This window comes from Pontibacter silvestris (assembly GCF_020907275.1).
In the GTDB taxonomy this organism is placed as follows: domain Bacteria; phylum Bacteroidota; class Bacteroidia; order Cytophagales; family Hymenobacteraceae; genus Pontibacter; species Pontibacter silvestris.
In genome coordinates, this window is record NZ_JAJJWI010000019.1 from 43,297 (window position 1) to 59,482 (window position 16,186).

General features: G+C 42.0%; 13 protein-coding genes. 2 read left to right on the forward strand and 11 right to left on the reverse strand.

The features are described from left to right. Nucleotides 1-5 precede the first annotated feature (5 nt). Both LN995_RS16380 and LN995_RS16385 read left to right on the forward strand, forming a co-directional pair. Nucleotides 6-2,405, forward strand: a complete 2,400-nt coding sequence (locus LN995_RS16380; RefSeq protein WP_229962165.1) for a glycoside hydrolase family 65 protein — start codon at nucleotides 6-8, stop codon at nucleotides 2,403-2,405. A gap of 132 nt (nucleotides 2,406-2,537) precedes the next feature. Further along, on the forward strand, nucleotides 2,538-3,476 hold the full coding sequence (locus tag LN995_RS16385) for a 1-phosphofructokinase family hexose kinase (protein ID WP_229962166.1): 939 nt from the start codon (nucleotides 2,538-2,540) through the stop codon (nucleotides 3,474-3,476). A gap of 67 nt (nucleotides 3,477-3,543) precedes the next feature. On the opposite strand, the gene fbaA is transcribed toward LN995_RS16385, so the two are convergent. The 11 genes from fbaA to LN995_RS16440 form a co-directional block, all read right to left on the reverse strand. After that, the gene (gene fbaA, locus LN995_RS16390; RefSeq protein ID WP_229962167.1) at nucleotides 3,544-4,623 is read right to left on the reverse strand and encodes a class II fructose-bisphosphate aldolase; all 1,080 of its coding nucleotides are present in this window, start codon (nucleotides 4,621-4,623) and stop codon (nucleotides 3,544-3,546) included. 355 nt (nucleotides 4,624-4,978) lie between these two features. After that, on the reverse strand, nucleotides 4,979-6,538 hold the full coding sequence (locus LN995_RS16395) for an ABC transporter permease/substrate-binding protein (RefSeq protein ID WP_229962168.1): 1,560 nt from the start codon (nucleotides 6,536-6,538) through the stop codon (nucleotides 4,979-4,981). Next, entirely contained in the window at nucleotides 6,535-7,512 is a 978-nt protein-coding gene (locus tag LN995_RS16400; RefSeq protein WP_317206964.1) for an ABC transporter ATP-binding protein, read from the reverse strand. The genes LN995_RS16395 and LN995_RS16400 overlap by 4 nt, the downstream gene beginning before the upstream one ends. Nucleotides 7,513-7,664: 152 nt before the next feature. Continuing rightward, nucleotides 7,665-8,453 (reverse strand): YsnF/AvaK domain-containing protein, encoded by a 789-nt coding sequence (locus LN995_RS16405; protein ID WP_229962169.1) that lies wholly within the window; start codon nucleotides 8,451-8,453, stop codon nucleotides 7,665-7,667. A 42-nt stretch (nucleotides 8,454-8,495) separates the two neighbouring features. After that, entirely contained in the window at nucleotides 8,496-9,029 is a 534-nt protein-coding gene (locus LN995_RS16410; RefSeq protein WP_229962170.1) for a YsnF/AvaK domain-containing protein, read from the reverse strand. A gap of 311 nt (nucleotides 9,030-9,340) precedes the next feature. After that, nucleotides 9,341-9,820 carry a DUF6438 domain-containing protein gene (locus LN995_RS16415; protein ID WP_229962171.1) on the reverse strand — a complete coding sequence of 160 codons (480 nt, stop codon included), beginning with the start codon at nucleotides 9,818-9,820 and terminating at the stop codon, nucleotides 9,341-9,343. A gap of 73 nt (nucleotides 9,821-9,893) precedes the next feature. Then, a complete protein-coding gene (locus LN995_RS16420) occupies nucleotides 9,894-10,472 on the reverse strand; it encodes a hypothetical protein (RefSeq protein ID WP_229962172.1) in 579 nt (192 codons plus the stop codon). Between the two features lie 106 nt (nucleotides 10,473-10,578). Beyond that, nucleotides 10,579-12,408 (reverse strand): membrane protein insertase YidC, encoded by a 1,830-nt coding sequence (gene yidC / locus LN995_RS16425; RefSeq protein WP_229962173.1) that lies wholly within the window; start codon nucleotides 12,406-12,408, stop codon nucleotides 10,579-10,581. 29 nt (nucleotides 12,409-12,437) lie between these two features. Next, nucleotides 12,438-14,051, reverse strand: coding sequence for a CTP synthase (locus LN995_RS16430; RefSeq protein ID WP_229962174.1), 1,614 nt, complete (start codon nucleotides 14,049-14,051; stop codon nucleotides 12,438-12,440). A gap of 139 nt (nucleotides 14,052-14,190) precedes the next feature. Next, on the reverse strand, nucleotides 14,191-14,886 hold the full coding sequence (locus tag LN995_RS16435; protein ID WP_229962175.1) for a LytR/AlgR family response regulator transcription factor: 696 nt from the start codon (nucleotides 14,884-14,886) through the stop codon (nucleotides 14,191-14,193). A gap of 17 nt (nucleotides 14,887-14,903) precedes the next feature. After that, nucleotides 14,904-16,061 (reverse strand): TlpA family protein disulfide reductase, encoded by a 1,158-nt coding sequence (locus LN995_RS16440; RefSeq protein ID WP_229962176.1) that lies wholly within the window; start codon nucleotides 16,059-16,061, stop codon nucleotides 14,904-14,906. Nucleotides 16,062-16,186: the final 125 nt, after the last annotated feature.

Here is a 16,186-nt window from a genome sequence, read left to right on the forward strand (position 1 = left end):
AAAAGATGGCTGATTGGAAGATAACCTACGATAGTTGGAAACCTGAAGAACAGCCACTACGGGAGGCGCTTTGCACCTTAGGAAACGGCTATTTTGCCACGCGTGGAGCCGCTGAAGAATCCACAGATGATGAGAAAGTTAATTACCCTGGTACTTACCTGGCAGGAGGCTATAACAGGCTTGTCTCGAAAGTAGCAGATCGTGACATTGAGAATGAGGATTTCGTAAATTGGCCTAACTGGCTACCGCTTTCTTTCAGACACTCTGATGAAGAAGAGTGGTTTGATCTTGAAAAGGTAGAACTTATCTCTTTTAGGCAGGAGCTCGATATGAAGGATGCCTTGTTGAAGCGCTGGCTACACTTCCGTGACAAAGCAGGCCGTGAGACATCTATTTATAGTAAACGCTTTGTAAGCATGGCTGACTCCCATGTAGCTGCTATTGAGTGGGAGTTTACTCCTGTGAATTGGTCAGGAGAGGTTGAACTTCGCTCGGCTTTGGGTGGAAGCGTGACAAACAATGGCGTTCCCCGTTACCGCAAACTAAAAAGTAAGCACCTGGAGCCTTTACAGACCGGGCAGCATAAAGAAGATACAGTTTTTCTGCTTGTACAAACAAATCAGTCGAAGATAAGAATGGCCCAGGCTGCCCGAACGCGAGTGTACGTGGAGCCTATTGCTTGTCAGGTGCAAAGGGATACACATCAGAAACAAGATTATGTAGAACAGTTACTGCGGCTATACTGTGAGCAAGGGCACTCCTTCCGTTTAGAGAAAGTCGTCACGCTTTACACTTCCCGGGATTTTGCCATTTCAGAAGTACTGCAGGATGCATGCCTAAACATAGACCGGTTAGGTAGTTTTACGCAGTTACTGGAAGATCATAAAAGGTCATGGAGCAGGCTCTGGAACCGATGCGATTTAGGTTTGGCCTGCAATGATAAAGCTCAGACAATTCTGCGGCTGCACATTTTTCACCTGCTGCAAACTGCTTCCCCTCATATTGTTAGTATGGATGTGGGTATACCTGCACGGGGACTGCATGGTGAAGCGTACCGGGGGCACATTTTTTGGGATGAACTTTTTATATTTCCTTTCCTGAACCTGCACTTACCAGAACTTACACGGGCACTTTTAAGATATCGCTTTCACCGACTTCCGGAGGCGCGCTTCTTAGCAGAGGAAGCAGGGTACAAAGGAGCTATGTTTCCTTGGCAAAGTGGTAGTACAGGACGTGAGGAAAGCCAGGTAATTCATTTGAATCCCAAGTCTGGTAATTGGGTGAAAGATGATACACATCTGCAACGCCATATAAGTGCGGGCATTGCCTATAATGTATGGCAGTATTTTCAGGCTACTGAGGACATGGAGTTTCTCACTTTTGCCGGAGCAGAAATGATATTTGACATAGCTCAGTTTTGGTCTACCATTGCCGTTTACAATCCAAAGCGGGAACGGTATGAGATTCATCATGTAGTGGGGCCGGATGAATATCATACACAATATCCTGACTCTGATGAACCAGGCCTGAGCAACAACGCCTATACCAATGTAATGGCTGTCTGGGTTATTCAGTGTGCATTAGGAACTTTCGATATACTGGATGAATCAAGAATAAGTGAACTCTTTCAGAAGCTTAACATCACAGATGATGACTTGGAACGCTGGCGTGACATAAGCCATAAAATGTTTGTGCCTTTTATAGGTGACAGTAACATTATTGCTCAGTTTGAGGGATATGAAAACTTACTGGATTTCCCGTGGGATAAATATAAGCAGAAATATGGCGAGTCAATGCGATTGGATCGTATTCTGGAGAGCGAGGGAGATAGTGTAAACCGGTACAAAGCCAGTAAACAAGCTGATGTGCTGATGCTTTTTTACCTATTTTCTTATGACGAGTTACTGAAGCTTTTTGGGCAGCTAAACTATGAGCTAAAACCTGAAAATGTTCAGGAAAACATCGTGTATTATGAGCAGCGCACTTCCCATGGTTCTACTTTAAGTAAGATTGTGCACTCGTGGGTACTGGCACGGTCTGACAGAAAACGTTCCTGGTCAAACTTTGAAGTGGCACTGGTAAGTGATGTAGAAGATGTACAAGGAGGTACAACGCCAGAAGGTATACACCTGGGTGCAATGGCCGGTACTGTTGACCTGGTACAACGCGGGTATACAGGCTTAGAGATACGAGACAATGTTTTGTGGCTTGACCCTGCACTGCCAGAGGAGATAGGTTGCCTAAACCTGCAACTCCGTTACAGAGGCCATTGGCTGCGCCTGCAAGCTACAACACAAAAATTAAAAATAACCTTTGACCGAGGCTGGTCTAAAGAAGTTCAGGTCGGTGTAAAAGGGGTGGTTTATACTTTTAGAACCGGAGATGAACGTGAATTTGATATTTAGGTGTCCATCATAATGAAAGTGTTGCCTCCAATTTGTATATACTTTAGTAGTGGCAGTAACTGACGTAATTCTTTACCTAAGCCTGATAAGGTTGTTAACGAAGAATTTACCTCTACATCTTTAAAAGAAATTATGCATAAAATAATCACTATAACAGTAAACCCAGCGCTCGATAAGAGCACAAGTGCTAAAAATATAGTGTCTGACGATAAAATACGATGTGCTTCTCCAGTGTACGAACCAGGAGGAGGAGGTATAAATGTTTCCAGGGCAATCAAAAAGTTAGGCGGTGAATCTTGTGCCTGGTTTTTGGCCGGAGGACCTCCCGGAGTAAAGCTACAGGAACTATTAAAAGAAGAGGAGGTTGATTTCTGGGCAGTAGAAACCAGGAATTGGAGCCGCGAAAACCTAATGGTAGTGGATGAAGCCATAGGCAAACAATATAGATTTGGTATGCCAGGTTCTGAAACATATGAAGAAGAATGGATGCAGATCATAAACAGGTTGGAGAAGCTGGAAGAGGTACCTGAATACGTGATTGCCAGTGGCAGTTTACCGCCAGGTGTACCAGATGACTTTTACTATCAGCTTGCCGTGATTGCCAATAAACGTAACTTTAAATTAATTGTAGACACGTCAGGTGCTGCTTTACTGAAAGCGGCTAGTGAAAGTATATTTCTGCTTAAGCCAAACCAGGCTGAACTTCCGGCGCTGGCAGAACAAGATAAAGTACATCCTTTGGCGATGGAAGATGTGGCGATGAAGGTACTGGAAGAAGGGAAATGCCAGGTACTGGTTGTTTCACTTGGGCCTCGTGGAGCAATGTTGGCTACAAAAGAAAAAGGTATTTCTTATGTAGTACCTCCTTCAGTTAAACAAGGTAGTGCTGTTGGTGCCGGAGATAGTATGGTGGCAGGTATGGTACTAGGGTTGCAGCGAGGCTATGATATGGAAGATGTTGTACGTTACGGTGTAGCTGCAGGTAGTGCTGCTACGATAACACCTGGTTCAGAGCTCTGCCGTAAAGCAGATACAGAAGCAATCTATCAGTGGCTTCAGCAGCATAAATAATAAGTACGATTAAGCACAAAATAAAAAAGGTGGAGTCAAAGCTCCACCTTTTTTATTTTGTGCTGTATTAAGCATTACGGTTAATAGCATTCAAGTCTTCGAAAGCTTCTTTGAGACGAGTAATGAATGTTTTCTCGCCTTCACGCAGCCAAACACGTGGGTCGTAGAACTTTTTATTAGGCTCATCAGCTCCTTTAGGGTTGCCAAGCTGAGCTTGCAGATATTCTTTTTTATCCTCGTAGTAGTTTTTAATTCCTTCCCAGAAAGCCCACTGCATATCTGTATCGATGTTCATCTTAATGGCACCGTACTCAATAGCTTCTTTGATTTTCGCTTTTTCTGAGCCAGATCCACCGTGAAATACGAAGTTTACCGGGTTAGGACCTGTGCCGAATTTCTCCTTGATAAACTCTTGTGAGTTCTTCAGAATTTCTGGGCGAAGTTCTACGTTACCTGGCTTATAAACACCATGTACATTACCGAAAGCAGCAGCAATAGTAAAGCGATGGCTAATTTTGTTAAGCTCTTCGTAAGCATAAGCTACTTCTTCTGGTTGTGTATACAGGCGAGAGCTGTCTACATCAGAGTTGTCTACACCATCTTCTTCACCACCAGTTACACCCAATTCTATTTCTACGGTCATGCCCATTTTGTTCATACGCTTCAGGTAGCTGGCGCATGTTTCCACATTTTCATGGATTTGCTCCTCAGACAGGTCCAGCATATGTGAACTGAACAATGGTTTTCCGTGCTCTTTAAAGAACTTCTCACCTGCATCTAACAAGCCATCAATCCAAGGAAGCAGTTTTTTTGCGGCGTGGTCTGTGTGCAATACAACAGGCACACCGTAAGCTTCTGCTAATAAATGCACGTGCTGTGCACCAGAAATAGCACCGGCTATAGCAGATTTCTGTAGCTCGTTTGCTAAACCTTTGCCGGCAACAAACTGTGCTCCACTATGAGAGAACTGAATAATTACCGGAGAGTTAACTTCTCTTGCTGTTTCTAATACAGCATTAATAGAGTTTGTTCCGATTACGTTTACGGCCGGAAGGGCAAAATTATTTTCATTGGCATACTTAAACAGTTCTGTTACTTCATCACCGAATAATACACCTGGTCTGAACTTAGTCTTTGTCTCGCTCACTGTTAGTTAGGTTATTTAAGTTTGAACGTTAATATTAGCTTATATTGATTTTTCAATATGCAGCCTGAAATTACTAAAATTAAAAATAACAGTCATTAAATTTGGGCTATAGTTTAAATAAAATGATATTTTCAGCTGTTTCAATACCATTCCGTAGTAGCACTGTATGATTGATTATTTTGTAGGAACGGAAACACTGTACCCTATTTATGGAGTAGAAGTTACCTTATTTGAAATACATTTATTTAACGATTGGGAATCGCATTCGTTTTATTCTGTAGTCTTTGGCTATAAAGAAATTATAACTTCATTAATATTGTCTTATAGTTTCTTTTTATAGATAAGCAGCTAGATGCTATTGCTCCAGATAATGTTTTAAATCCGAAATAGTGGTGATATGAAGCCTTTTAGCTTGTTGCTCCCGCATCATCAGCGCATAGGTGTTGTTGAAGCCCAAAGGAGGCAACCATTCAATTTGGAAACGCTCCTGAAATCGCGTTGAAACATATTTGAACATAAGTTCTTTATCTTTAGAAAGTGAATCAGCCAGTGCAGGAGGCGTATTCAGAATGACCTGCAGGCCTGTGCCTGTGTACTCCGGGTAAATATCAATTTCGCCAGCAGCAAGTGCATCAAAGCATATTTTAGTGCCTCCTAAACCTGTTTTAGCTGATACCTGCAGATCAGTATAACCTTTGATCAGTTGCGAAAGCATTTCGGTGAGAATGTATTGCTCTGTGAAAATTTTTGAGCCCAGTACTATGGTTTCTCCTAAGCCACTTCTTGATGCCTGCCATAAACCCTTCTTTTTTAAATAGGCTTTAGCCACATCGGCAGGGGATTGTTTTGCAAAATCTACCTGATAATTAAGCTCTGTCATTAAAGAGTCATTAATGGTGCCACTAAGCAATTCCAACACCTGCCGTAGTTCCGGATGCTGCTGCAGTACAGGTTCCCTTACCAGAAAAGCAGCATGATAGGGCGGGAATGATTGTTTATCATCTTCCAGTACCCTAAGGTTATATGTTTTGATTTTACCGTCGGTGGAATATCCGTCAATAATATCTACGTCACTTTCATAAACAGCTTTATATACTAAGGCGGGTGCCATAATAACGGTATTCAGATCAAGCTGGTAAGTTGCTTTCAAACCTGGATAGCCATCCGGTCGGCCGGCAAATTCCGGGCTGAGCCCTGCCTGTAGCTTAGCGTTGTTTGGTATCAGGTAAAAAGAAGAAAACAAAGGTATGCCTAGGCAAAACAAGAGCAAGGCCGGTTTTAACCTGCCCCGGCGTAGGTTCTGCAGGCGAGCCAGTATAAAGTCAAATGCAATGGCCAATAAGGCTGCCGGAATAGCGCCTGCCAGAATCATGGGGGTGTTGTTGAGAGCAATTCCTCCAAAAATAAACTCTCCCAGCCCGCCAGCGGCAATATAAGCAGCCAGTGTAGCCACACCTACATTTAATACCGCAGCCGTACGAATACCTGCAAAAAGAACAGGCAGGGCTAAAGGTAGCTCTATACGTGTCAGAAGTTGCCAGTCAGTCATGCCCATGCCACGCGCTGCTTCTTTCAGCGTAGGGTCTACTTGCATAACACCTGTATAAGTATTCCGGATAATAGGCAGCAGGGAGTAAAGAAACAAAGCAAATATGGCTGGCTTAGGGCCAATGCCTAAAAAAGGAATAAGGAAACCTAACAAGGCAATACTTGGGATAGTTTGTAAAATACCTGCTATGCCCAACACTGTACCTGATCCTCTCTTGTACCTGGTGATGAGTAGCCCCAATGGTAAACCAATCACTATTGACAGGGATAATGAGATTATGGTAAGGCCAATATGCTCCAGTGTTTGCTCCAGTAACTTCCCGGATTGCAGCCGTACAAAGTCAACAAATGCTGCAAGATCATTCATAGGTTCAGGGTTTGAATATATTTGTCTACAGCAGCCATTATGTCTGAAATTCCCAAGTGCAGTGCCGGAGTAGTAGCTGTTGCTTCTAAGGCTATTACTGGTCTTGGGTAAGTTGCAACAGATAACAGTTGCGTTGCCTCTAGCACACTTGCTGTTCCAGGTAAAGTTATTATATTGGTGTCTGTAAAAGTGAGGTGTGGCTGCAGATAAGAATGTAACTCCGCTAACTGTAACACCTGAAGTTGAAGCTGAAAACGCCGCTCCTGCAGAAAACGCCTTACAAATGCGTTGGCTGGCTGAAACACAAGTTCTTTTGGTGTACCAAGCTGCTGAATTTCCCCTTTATCCATTAAGCAAATCCTGTCACCAAGTTCAAAGGCTTCCTGAATGTCATGCGTTACCAGAATAACAGTTTTATGGCGCAATGCCTCCAGGTTCCTGAACTCATGCAGGATACTACTACGGGTAATAGGGTCGAGAGCACCAAATGGCTCATCCATCAGCACCACAGGAGGGTCTGTAACCAAGGCCCTTGCCAAACCAACACGCTGTTGCTGGCCTCCGCTTAACTCGCGTGGATATTTCCATAGATACTTCTGGGCAGATAACCCCATTATTTCCAGTATCCTGCTCGTTTGCGTTTCTGTTTTGCTTTTGTTCCATCCTAACAGCCGGGGTACTACTGCTATATTTTCCTTTACAGTATAATGCGGAAACAATCCTGCACCTTGAATCACATAACCTATCCTTCGCCGCAGCTCCTCAGGCTTTTGCTGTTGTATGTTCTTTCCGGCTACCTCTATACTTCCTGCAGAGAGTTCTATGAGTCTGTTTATTAGTTTTAGCGTTGTCGTTTTACCGCAACCGCTAGTTCCCAAAAGCACCAGGGTCTCTCTTTCTTTTATATCAAGAGATATATTATCTACTGCCTTAAAAGAGCTGAACGTTTTGGTTGCATTCCGGATTCGAATCATTATAAAGAAGAAAAATTAAGTATTGAACGGAACAAAAAAAAGTTTTACGGTGACGAGAGTAAAAAGCTTTATGGCTTAACCTCATATTTATTTATTGGTCATAAAAAAAGGCAGCTGAACAATCAGCTGCCTTTTTTACTGCTTAATTTCTATTAGATATTTCTGTTATCAGTTCTTCTTGGATCTTTCTGAGCATCCACTTTGTCTACATCGATGTCAGTTTTGCGAACTGTGCTTTTAATAGTTTCATCGTGCTGCTCAGTTTCTTTTCCAATTCTAACTTCTTCTACCACGCGAGCTTCTTTGTTTACCATCGGAATCTCAGCATGTTCAGTTATAGTTGTTTCACCTTCTTTGAAGTTGGCAAAGTCACGGTCTGTTGCCGGACGGTTAACTGGGTTCCTTTCTACGTGTACATGCTCTTCACGCAAGCGCATGCTTTCCTGAACCGGTCGTTCTACAATACGACTTCTTAATCGTACACCACCTGTTTCTACTTCACGCTTACCCACTTCCATTTGCTCTTCTATTACTGGAATAGACTGGCCTGCAGTTGTACCACTAGTTGCTGTACCTGTTGGTGGGGTAGCGGTACCCTGTGGTCTGCTGTTAAGATCGTTTACGTCAATGGCTCCGCAGTTATCCAGAGTTTCAGCAGCACGTTGCGCCTCATCTTTAGATTGAGCATGGACAGTTACAACCCATCCACGTCGAGCTGCTTCTGAATATCTTTTAGCCTCATCTTTATCATCAAAAAGATTATTAAAGAAATTATGAACACGCTCAGGGTTACCTGTGGTTGTTGTGCCACCAGACTGAGTATCTACACTTTGACTTAATACATCTATATTCTGTGGCCTAAGATTGATACTCTCAAGTTTTTGTGCGGCCGTTTGTGCATCTATTCCTTTATTGAAAATTCCTACTACTGTCTGTGTCATAGTTTTTAGATTTTAGATTATACATATTAAATGGTTTGATAATCAAACCTGATCTGGATTGTTATTGCTGTCAACCCGGTTTATATTCACTTCTTCTTTTCGAAGTGTAACTTGTTGCGGTTCGTGCGTTTCTACTTTCCGTTTTGTAATATGCCACTCTTCTACAAGCTGTATCTTTTTTACTACAACAGAAACCTCACGCAGAACAGGTATTATCATTTTATCTCCTTCATATCGAACCGGAGGTGGAGTTGTTTCTACAAACTCATTGATCTCAACCCGTTCGACATCTACTTCTTCATGAACAGTCGGAACATTTACGGTAACATTATCCTCATGTACACTTTTAGAAACGTGTACTGTTCCTGTTTCAACAACCTGTTTTTTAACTTTGAGCTGTTCCTCTATCACTGGTATCGTATCTGATGGTACCGTTTCAGAAGCATCAGCTGCAGGAGCAGGTGCTGTTTCAGTATAGTCAGAATCTGAACTGGCATTTCTCTGATTTGCCAGAATGCTTTCATTCAGTTTTTGTTCAAATTCTGATTGTTGTGTTTTATCTGCTCTTTTGTTCATTTTTATCAAGTATGGCCATATAATAATATAGCTTTTCCGAGTTTGTTATTATCAATACTCATGTTATTTTTTACGGTGCCAAATGGCATTTGTTATAATTATTGCATAATTAGTTTTGAAAAGTATTACTAAGAGTGTGGGCTAAATTAGGTATTAAGCCTACATAACAGCTATAGAAGGAAAAACTGGTACAAAGGAAAAAACAAAAGCTATCGGTTAGATAGCTTTTGTTTTACATAGTTTTATAAAAGAAATAATAAAGGAGGAGAAAGGGTAGGAGGAACGGCTATCAAAAAGGGGTATATGTTGTATTACTTAACTGGCCTGGATTTATCTTCTACTAATTTCATAATCATTTTGTGCAGCATCTCCTGGAATTGAATTAACTCCTGTGGTCCTCCACGCTGGTGTTTAATTTGTTTTACTTTTTGGCCATCTTCATAAAAAGCCATAATAGTAGAAGGCATATCAGACCAATCTGTAAGGTAGCTGCTTTGCCATTGGCTGTAATCAAGCTTTTTTACTTCTTTTTGAAGCTTTGCCAGGTCTTCCTGAGGAAGAGTAAGCTGAAGCGTGTCTGTTATTGGAACATAGCGCCTGCCAACATAGGTGATGTTGCCTTCTGTAGAAATGCTTGCCTCGTAAGATGGGCAGGTTCCTAAACAAGATGTTTTCTGTATGTATAGAAACTGAATGTCAGTGCGCGCGTTTGATGCCGCTCCGTTTTTAGACGCTACACTGGCAGAAGAACTACTGCAGCTTAAGAAAGCAGTACAAAAGCTACTTACCAATAAAAAAAGAAGAAGTCTACTATTACAAGTAATAACAGCTAACTGTTTGATAAATCTTTTTTTTAATCTGAGCTTATAATTTTCTGAATTTACCATTTTCAAATACATAGGCTTGTGGTGTACAGTAGCTACACTCATTATAGTTAATAGTAGAGTCTGGTGGATTTACAACGAACAGGCGGCTGTTTTTGCTGAATTGAGCACCTACATTACTTTCCACTTTATCCAGTACCTGACCGCTTTCACGGTCAACTACATAATGAGTCTGGCAGGAGGTGCCACAGCCAACAGTTACTACTGTGTATTGGCCTGCAAAATTAACGCCATCTTTTAGCCCCTCATTAATAGCGGTTCTGTACTTTAGGGCATCAGCATGGCTCTCCTCATCCAAAGGAGCCAGGCGGCCTATGTATAAGTCGTTCACAGCATAGTTTCCACTCCCTTCGTACTCCTGCATTGTAATGCGATATCTGTTATATAAGTCCGACGTATCATTGGGCGAAACAGGAACATCAACAGAATTTCTTTCTAATTCTTCTTCCAGCTTAGGGTGCGTACTGACTATAGTTTTATTTTCTTCGTTACCTGACTGGCAACTAAAGATGGTTAGTGATAACAGTAAAGGTGAAATTATTTTAAAATTTATTTTCATATTATACTTTATTATATATCTGCATACGGCAATATTAAAAGTGGAGACAATAAAAAAAGCCTTTCTGATGTCAGAAAGGCTTTTCTATGTTTTAAATTAAAGCGCTTTATTTATTTGCCTTATTACGTTTCTGCTGCTCTTTTTCAGCAGCGGCACGCATGGCTTCCTGCATACGCTCTGTAAAAGATGGACCACCTTTCTGTTTCTTTTCTTTAATCTTGTGCTTGTTTGCTTCCAGCTTGGCTCTCACTTTACCTTCATTAACAAAATTACGAATAATAGCCTGCTGGCTGAAAGTTACAATGTTAGACATGAAATAGTAAAAGCTAAGACCAGCCGGGTAAGAGTTCAGAACGAACATGAAGATCAACGGCATCAGATAGCTGTAAAACTTCATTGGTCCTTGCATGGTGTTCATCTGGTTGTTAGACCAGGTGTAAAGTATGGTAGAAGCTGTCATTAGCAGCGTAAACATACTTACGTGGTCACCATAGAACGGAATAGTAAATGGCAGCTTGGCAAAAATATCGTATGTAGAAAGGTCTGTGGCCCATAAGAATGACTCCTGTCGTAGTTCAATAGAGTTCGGAAAGAAGTTGAACATGGCGAACAGTATCGGCATTTGCAGTAACATTGGGATACAGCCGCTCAAAGGGTTAACCCCCATTTCCTGATAAAGCTTCATGGTCTCCATCTGCGTCTTCTGCATGTCTCCATCGTTACGTTCCTTAATGTCATCAATCTCTGGCTTCAGCACTTTCATTTTAGCCATAGACAGGTAAGACTTATAGGTAAGCGGGAACAGAATGGTTTTAATGTAAAGCACCAACAGGATAATGATGATACCGTAGCTGGCAATATAATTTTCCAGGAAGTCAAAAGCCGGTATAATCAGCCACTTGTTTACATAAGAGAAAATACCCCATCCCAGGTCAAGGTTTCTGTCAAAGTCGTTACCAACCTTGTTCAGAATCTTGTAATCATTAGGGCCAAAATAATACATAAACTCTCCTTTACCAGAAAGTACATCCTGTGCCGGAATAAGTATCTGCGAAGCCAAGGTTTTTACAACAGAAGTATCTGCCGGATCAACAGTAGCTTCAATTTTAGCACCGGCAAAGTTGTTGCCGGCTATAATACCAGCTGTAAAGAAGTTTTGCTTGTTAGCCACCCACTTAACCGGCTCATCTAATGTTTCAGTCTCTTTAGATTCAGAGATAGACATTTTATCAAAGCCATCCTCTATTGTATAATAGTTAATGGTAGATTTTGCACGATTTTGCTTTAAATCACGCTCTAACTGCTTTAACTGATCTGTCCAGGTAAAGGTAAGGTTGTTGCCACTAACCTGGCTGCTCAACCCTTTAAAGTCAAGCCTGTAACCTAGCATAAAGCTATTGTTATACAGTGTGTATGTCTGGTCTATATACTGGTTGTCACCAATTTGGGCTCTATAAGTAATAGTTTTTGCTTCCCCTGTCTCACTCTGAACCGTTTTAACGTCAGATGCAGTAAAATACAAATCAGAAAGGCTTACTGTTTTGCCATCATTCGTTGTAAACTGCACATCTGTTGTACTGCTTTCACTATCGAATAGAAATAGAGGCTTGCCGTCGTATGTTTTATAATTTTTAAGCAGAACTTCTTCTACCAGACCACCTTTTGTGTTTAATGTTACACGTATATTTTCATTCTCGATAGTGGTAGTACTAGCCTCACCATTTGCAGCAGCGCCAAAAGCGCCCAGAGCAGTTGCTCTGCGAGCCTGGGTGAGCGAGTCCTTTTCGGCAACTACTGTGCTGTTCAGTTGCTCTACCTTGGCCTGTTGCTGCGTGGCCTGCCTGTTGGCTGCTTCGTCTGGTTTAGAGAAGAAGAACGTATAAGCCAGCAGTAGTACAGCAATTAATCCGAAGCCAACTGCTTGATTTTTATCCATTTACTTTTTTTATAATTGTTTGAATTTGCTTATTTCGATTTAGCATAATCTATAGCCGCTTTTATGAACTTCACAAAAAGTGGATGTGGGTTCAGTACGGTGCTCTTTAACTCCGGGTGATACTGCACTGCCACAAACCACCGGTGGTTCTGTAACTCAATGATTTCAACTAACCCAGTATCGGGGTTTATTCCAGAGGCCACCATACCAGCTTTTTCAAAATCAGCTATGTACTTGTTGTTGAACTCGTAACGGTGTCGGTGACGCTCAATAATTTTAGCTTTCCCGTAAATAGAATAAGCCTTTGAACCTTTTTTTAGTTCACAAGTATAAGCACCTAATCGCATGGTACCGCCTTTTTGTGTGATTTCTTTTTGGTCAGCCATCATATCTATAATAGGATGAGGCGTTTCCGGGTTCATTTCTGTAGAGGCTGCATTCTCCAGGCCAAGTACATTTCGGGCAAACTCTACTGCGGCACATTGCATACCGAGGCAAATCCCCAGGAACGGAATGTTGCTCTCACGGATGTATTTTATAGAGTCCAGCTTACCCTGAAATCCGCGTTCCCCAAAGCCTGGAGCTACCAGCACGGCATCCATGCTCCCTAAAAGAGAAGCCACGTTATCAGGATTGATATTTTCAGACTGGAATGTCTTCAGGTTCACTTTACACTCATTGGCTGCACCAGCATGAATAAAAGATTCTATAATTGATTTATAGGCATCCGGTAGTTCCACGTATTTACCGATTAAAGCTATATTAACTTCAGCAGTTGGATTTTTGAGGCGACCCAAGAATTCTTTCCAGCTATCCAGGTTCGGATCAGCTTTGTGTGGAAGCTTCAGCTTGCTGATAACGCGCTCATCCAGCTTCTCCTTACGCATAAGCAAAGGCACATCGTAAATAGTCTCAGCGTCCAAAGACTCTATAACAGAATTCTGCTTTACGTTACAGAAAAGGGCTATCTTACGACGCAAATCAGACGGTATAGGATGTTCAGAGCGGCAAACCAATATATCTGGTTGTACACCTGCTTCTGACAGATCACGTACAGAATGTTGTGTTGGCTTTGTTTTAAGCTCACCGGCAGCTTTCAGGTAAGGCACCAGTGTCAGGTGAATAACACATGACTCATGCACGCCCAGTTCCCAGCGCAACTGCCTTACAGCTTCAATAAACGGCAAAGATTCAATATCTCCCACACAGCCACCAATCTCCGTCACTACTATGTCAAACTCACCAGACTGGCCAAGCAGCAACATACGACGCTTAATTTCATCGGTGATGTGTGGAATAACCTGAACGGTTTTACCTAAGTAGGCGCCTTCGCGTTCCTGCGTAATAACATGGTTATAAATACGGCCTGTGGTTACATTGTTAGCCTGAGAAGTGGGTATGTTCAGGTAACGTTCATAATGCCCCAAGTCAAGGTCCGTCTCGGCACCATCTTCTGTTACAAAGCACTCACCGTGCTCATAAGGATTCAGGGTGCCTGGGTCAATGTTAATGTAAGGGTCAAATTTTTGAATGGTTACAGAGAAGCCCCTTGCCTGCAGCAATTTAGCAAGAGAAGCGGAGATGATACCTTTACCGAGTGAGGAGGTAACGCCCCCTGTAACAAAAATATATTTAGTAGCCATAAGTTAGGTTAAGTCTTATGGACTGCAAAGTTAAGGTAATTATTTCATTATCTTGTAGTGTAGCGGCATACTTATGCCTTTTGTATAAGATAACTTAATTAAAATTCAAGACTCAATTCATGCTTTAGTTAGATTTTTATTACGACAGTGCCAGCCTTTGCCAGAGTTCCTGTCTGTAATTGCCGGAAACAGGTATAGGCATCGCAGCTATTACCAGTTGGTGCCGCTCAATCTTTTCAATCTTTGAAAGAGAAACAATATACGATTTGTGCACGCGGAGGAATGGCTTTCTTGACAATTTCTTAATAGCTTCAGATAGCCTCATGCGGGTAACAATGCGACGCTGTGGTTCATAGAAAGTGAGGTAGTTGTCGTCGGCTTTAATGTAAAGCAACTCATCAAGGTTAATTCGCACCATGTTATAGCCGTCTTTTAAATAAAGGAAATTGTCGAGTGCTGGTTGACTGCCAGCGGTGGTTAAATTTAGCTGCTCCTGTACACGGGTAGAGGCTAGCAGAAACCGGGCAAAGCTAATCGGCTTGAGCAAGTAATCGGTAGCGGCCAGCTCAAAGCCTTGTACAGCGTATTCTGGATAAGCCGTGGTGAAAATAATTTTAGAGTTTGCTCCTGTAATTTTAGCAAACTCTATCCCCGATAAATCGGGCATGTTGATGTCCAGGAAAACAAGATCAACCTTTTGTTGCTGTACATAAACGAGGGCTTCGGTGGCGCTTGCAAAAACAGCTTCTAATTTAAGAAAAGTTACTTTCTCAGCGTGTGCCCGAATAATGTTCAGGGCAATAGGTTCGTCGTCTATGGCAATGCAGTGGAGCAACGGTGTGTTGATTTAGGCTATTTTAGTAGTTCTTCAATCTGGAAGTAGAGTTTGTTTACGGCAGAGGGGTGCTCGGCGTGTACATTTACAATATTGCCCTCCTTGTTCACGAGCAAGTATGATGGAAAAGTTAGGATGCCCTTGTTAGCATACAGGTTCCTGAAGTATTCTTGCAATACCGTATTTCCCAAAACATGTCTACCCTTAACATTATAGAAGACTACCGCTTCTTTCCAGGTTCTTTCAGGCTCTATACTGTGCTCAAAAGCAATATAGACAAAATCTGCCGGTTTGCCTTTAAAATGTTCTCTCAGAGCTGCAGTATAGTTAAACTCTTCGCGGCACGGACCGCACCAACTTCCCCACATATCCACGTACACCACACGCCCCTTGTTTTGTACCAATACTTCCTCCAAAGTGTTGTAGAGATTTGAGTCCGCATCAAACTTTATTTCAGAGTCAGGATTATGTGGCGTTTTTTCCAGGAGTGGCTGTATTACTTTCTGCACATGGGTTAAGTAGGTACTGTTAGGGAATCTGCTCTTAAAATCCTTGTAAGCTTCTGGCAAGTATGCTAATTCACCACTTGCAACGCCATTTATTATCAAGGATGAGAGGGCGCTTTCAAGAGCTTGGCCTTTCAGGCTATAGTTTATCACTTTATATTCCCCAAACCTTTTTCCTTTGGATTTCATTTCTTTGGTAACTTCCATAAAGGGCTTTTGAAATACTTTTTCTGTCAGTTTTATAAAGTCTTCTTCTTTGGAAAAGGACATCTCCAGGAAGCGAGGGTAATAGGCAATAGTTTGACCATAGTGGTAACTTCCGATTGCAGCGGAGTTGGAGAGAGGCAGGCTGGCATAAGACTCTTTTAAAGCTTGCAACCACTTCTGCTTTGAATACTCGGAGGCCTTGCCAACGCTCCACGCATTGTTCTTGAAAATCAGGTCGAATAGTTTGCTGGGTGCAAAATAAGAGATATCTGCAGCAGTTAGCTGAGTAAATTTTACATTTCTAATGCGTGCTTTCTTAAGTTTTTCTGTAGCGGCTAATTGGCTCTTTCGCATAGAAGCGAGTATCACATCAGGAGAGGTGAGGGTGTCATTCCATAGCTGCGGATATAGTTTGAAGAATGTTAACCCTGATTCGTAGTAAAACTTGTTTTCTTTGCACAATTGACCTTTAAACTTGAGAGAGTTTTTGAAATCCTGCACATCGGCCTGTATTACCAGTGTTTTTCCTGGCTCAGCATATAAGCGCAGCCTTACTTCGGAATATTCTAAAAAGATAATTTGCGGCT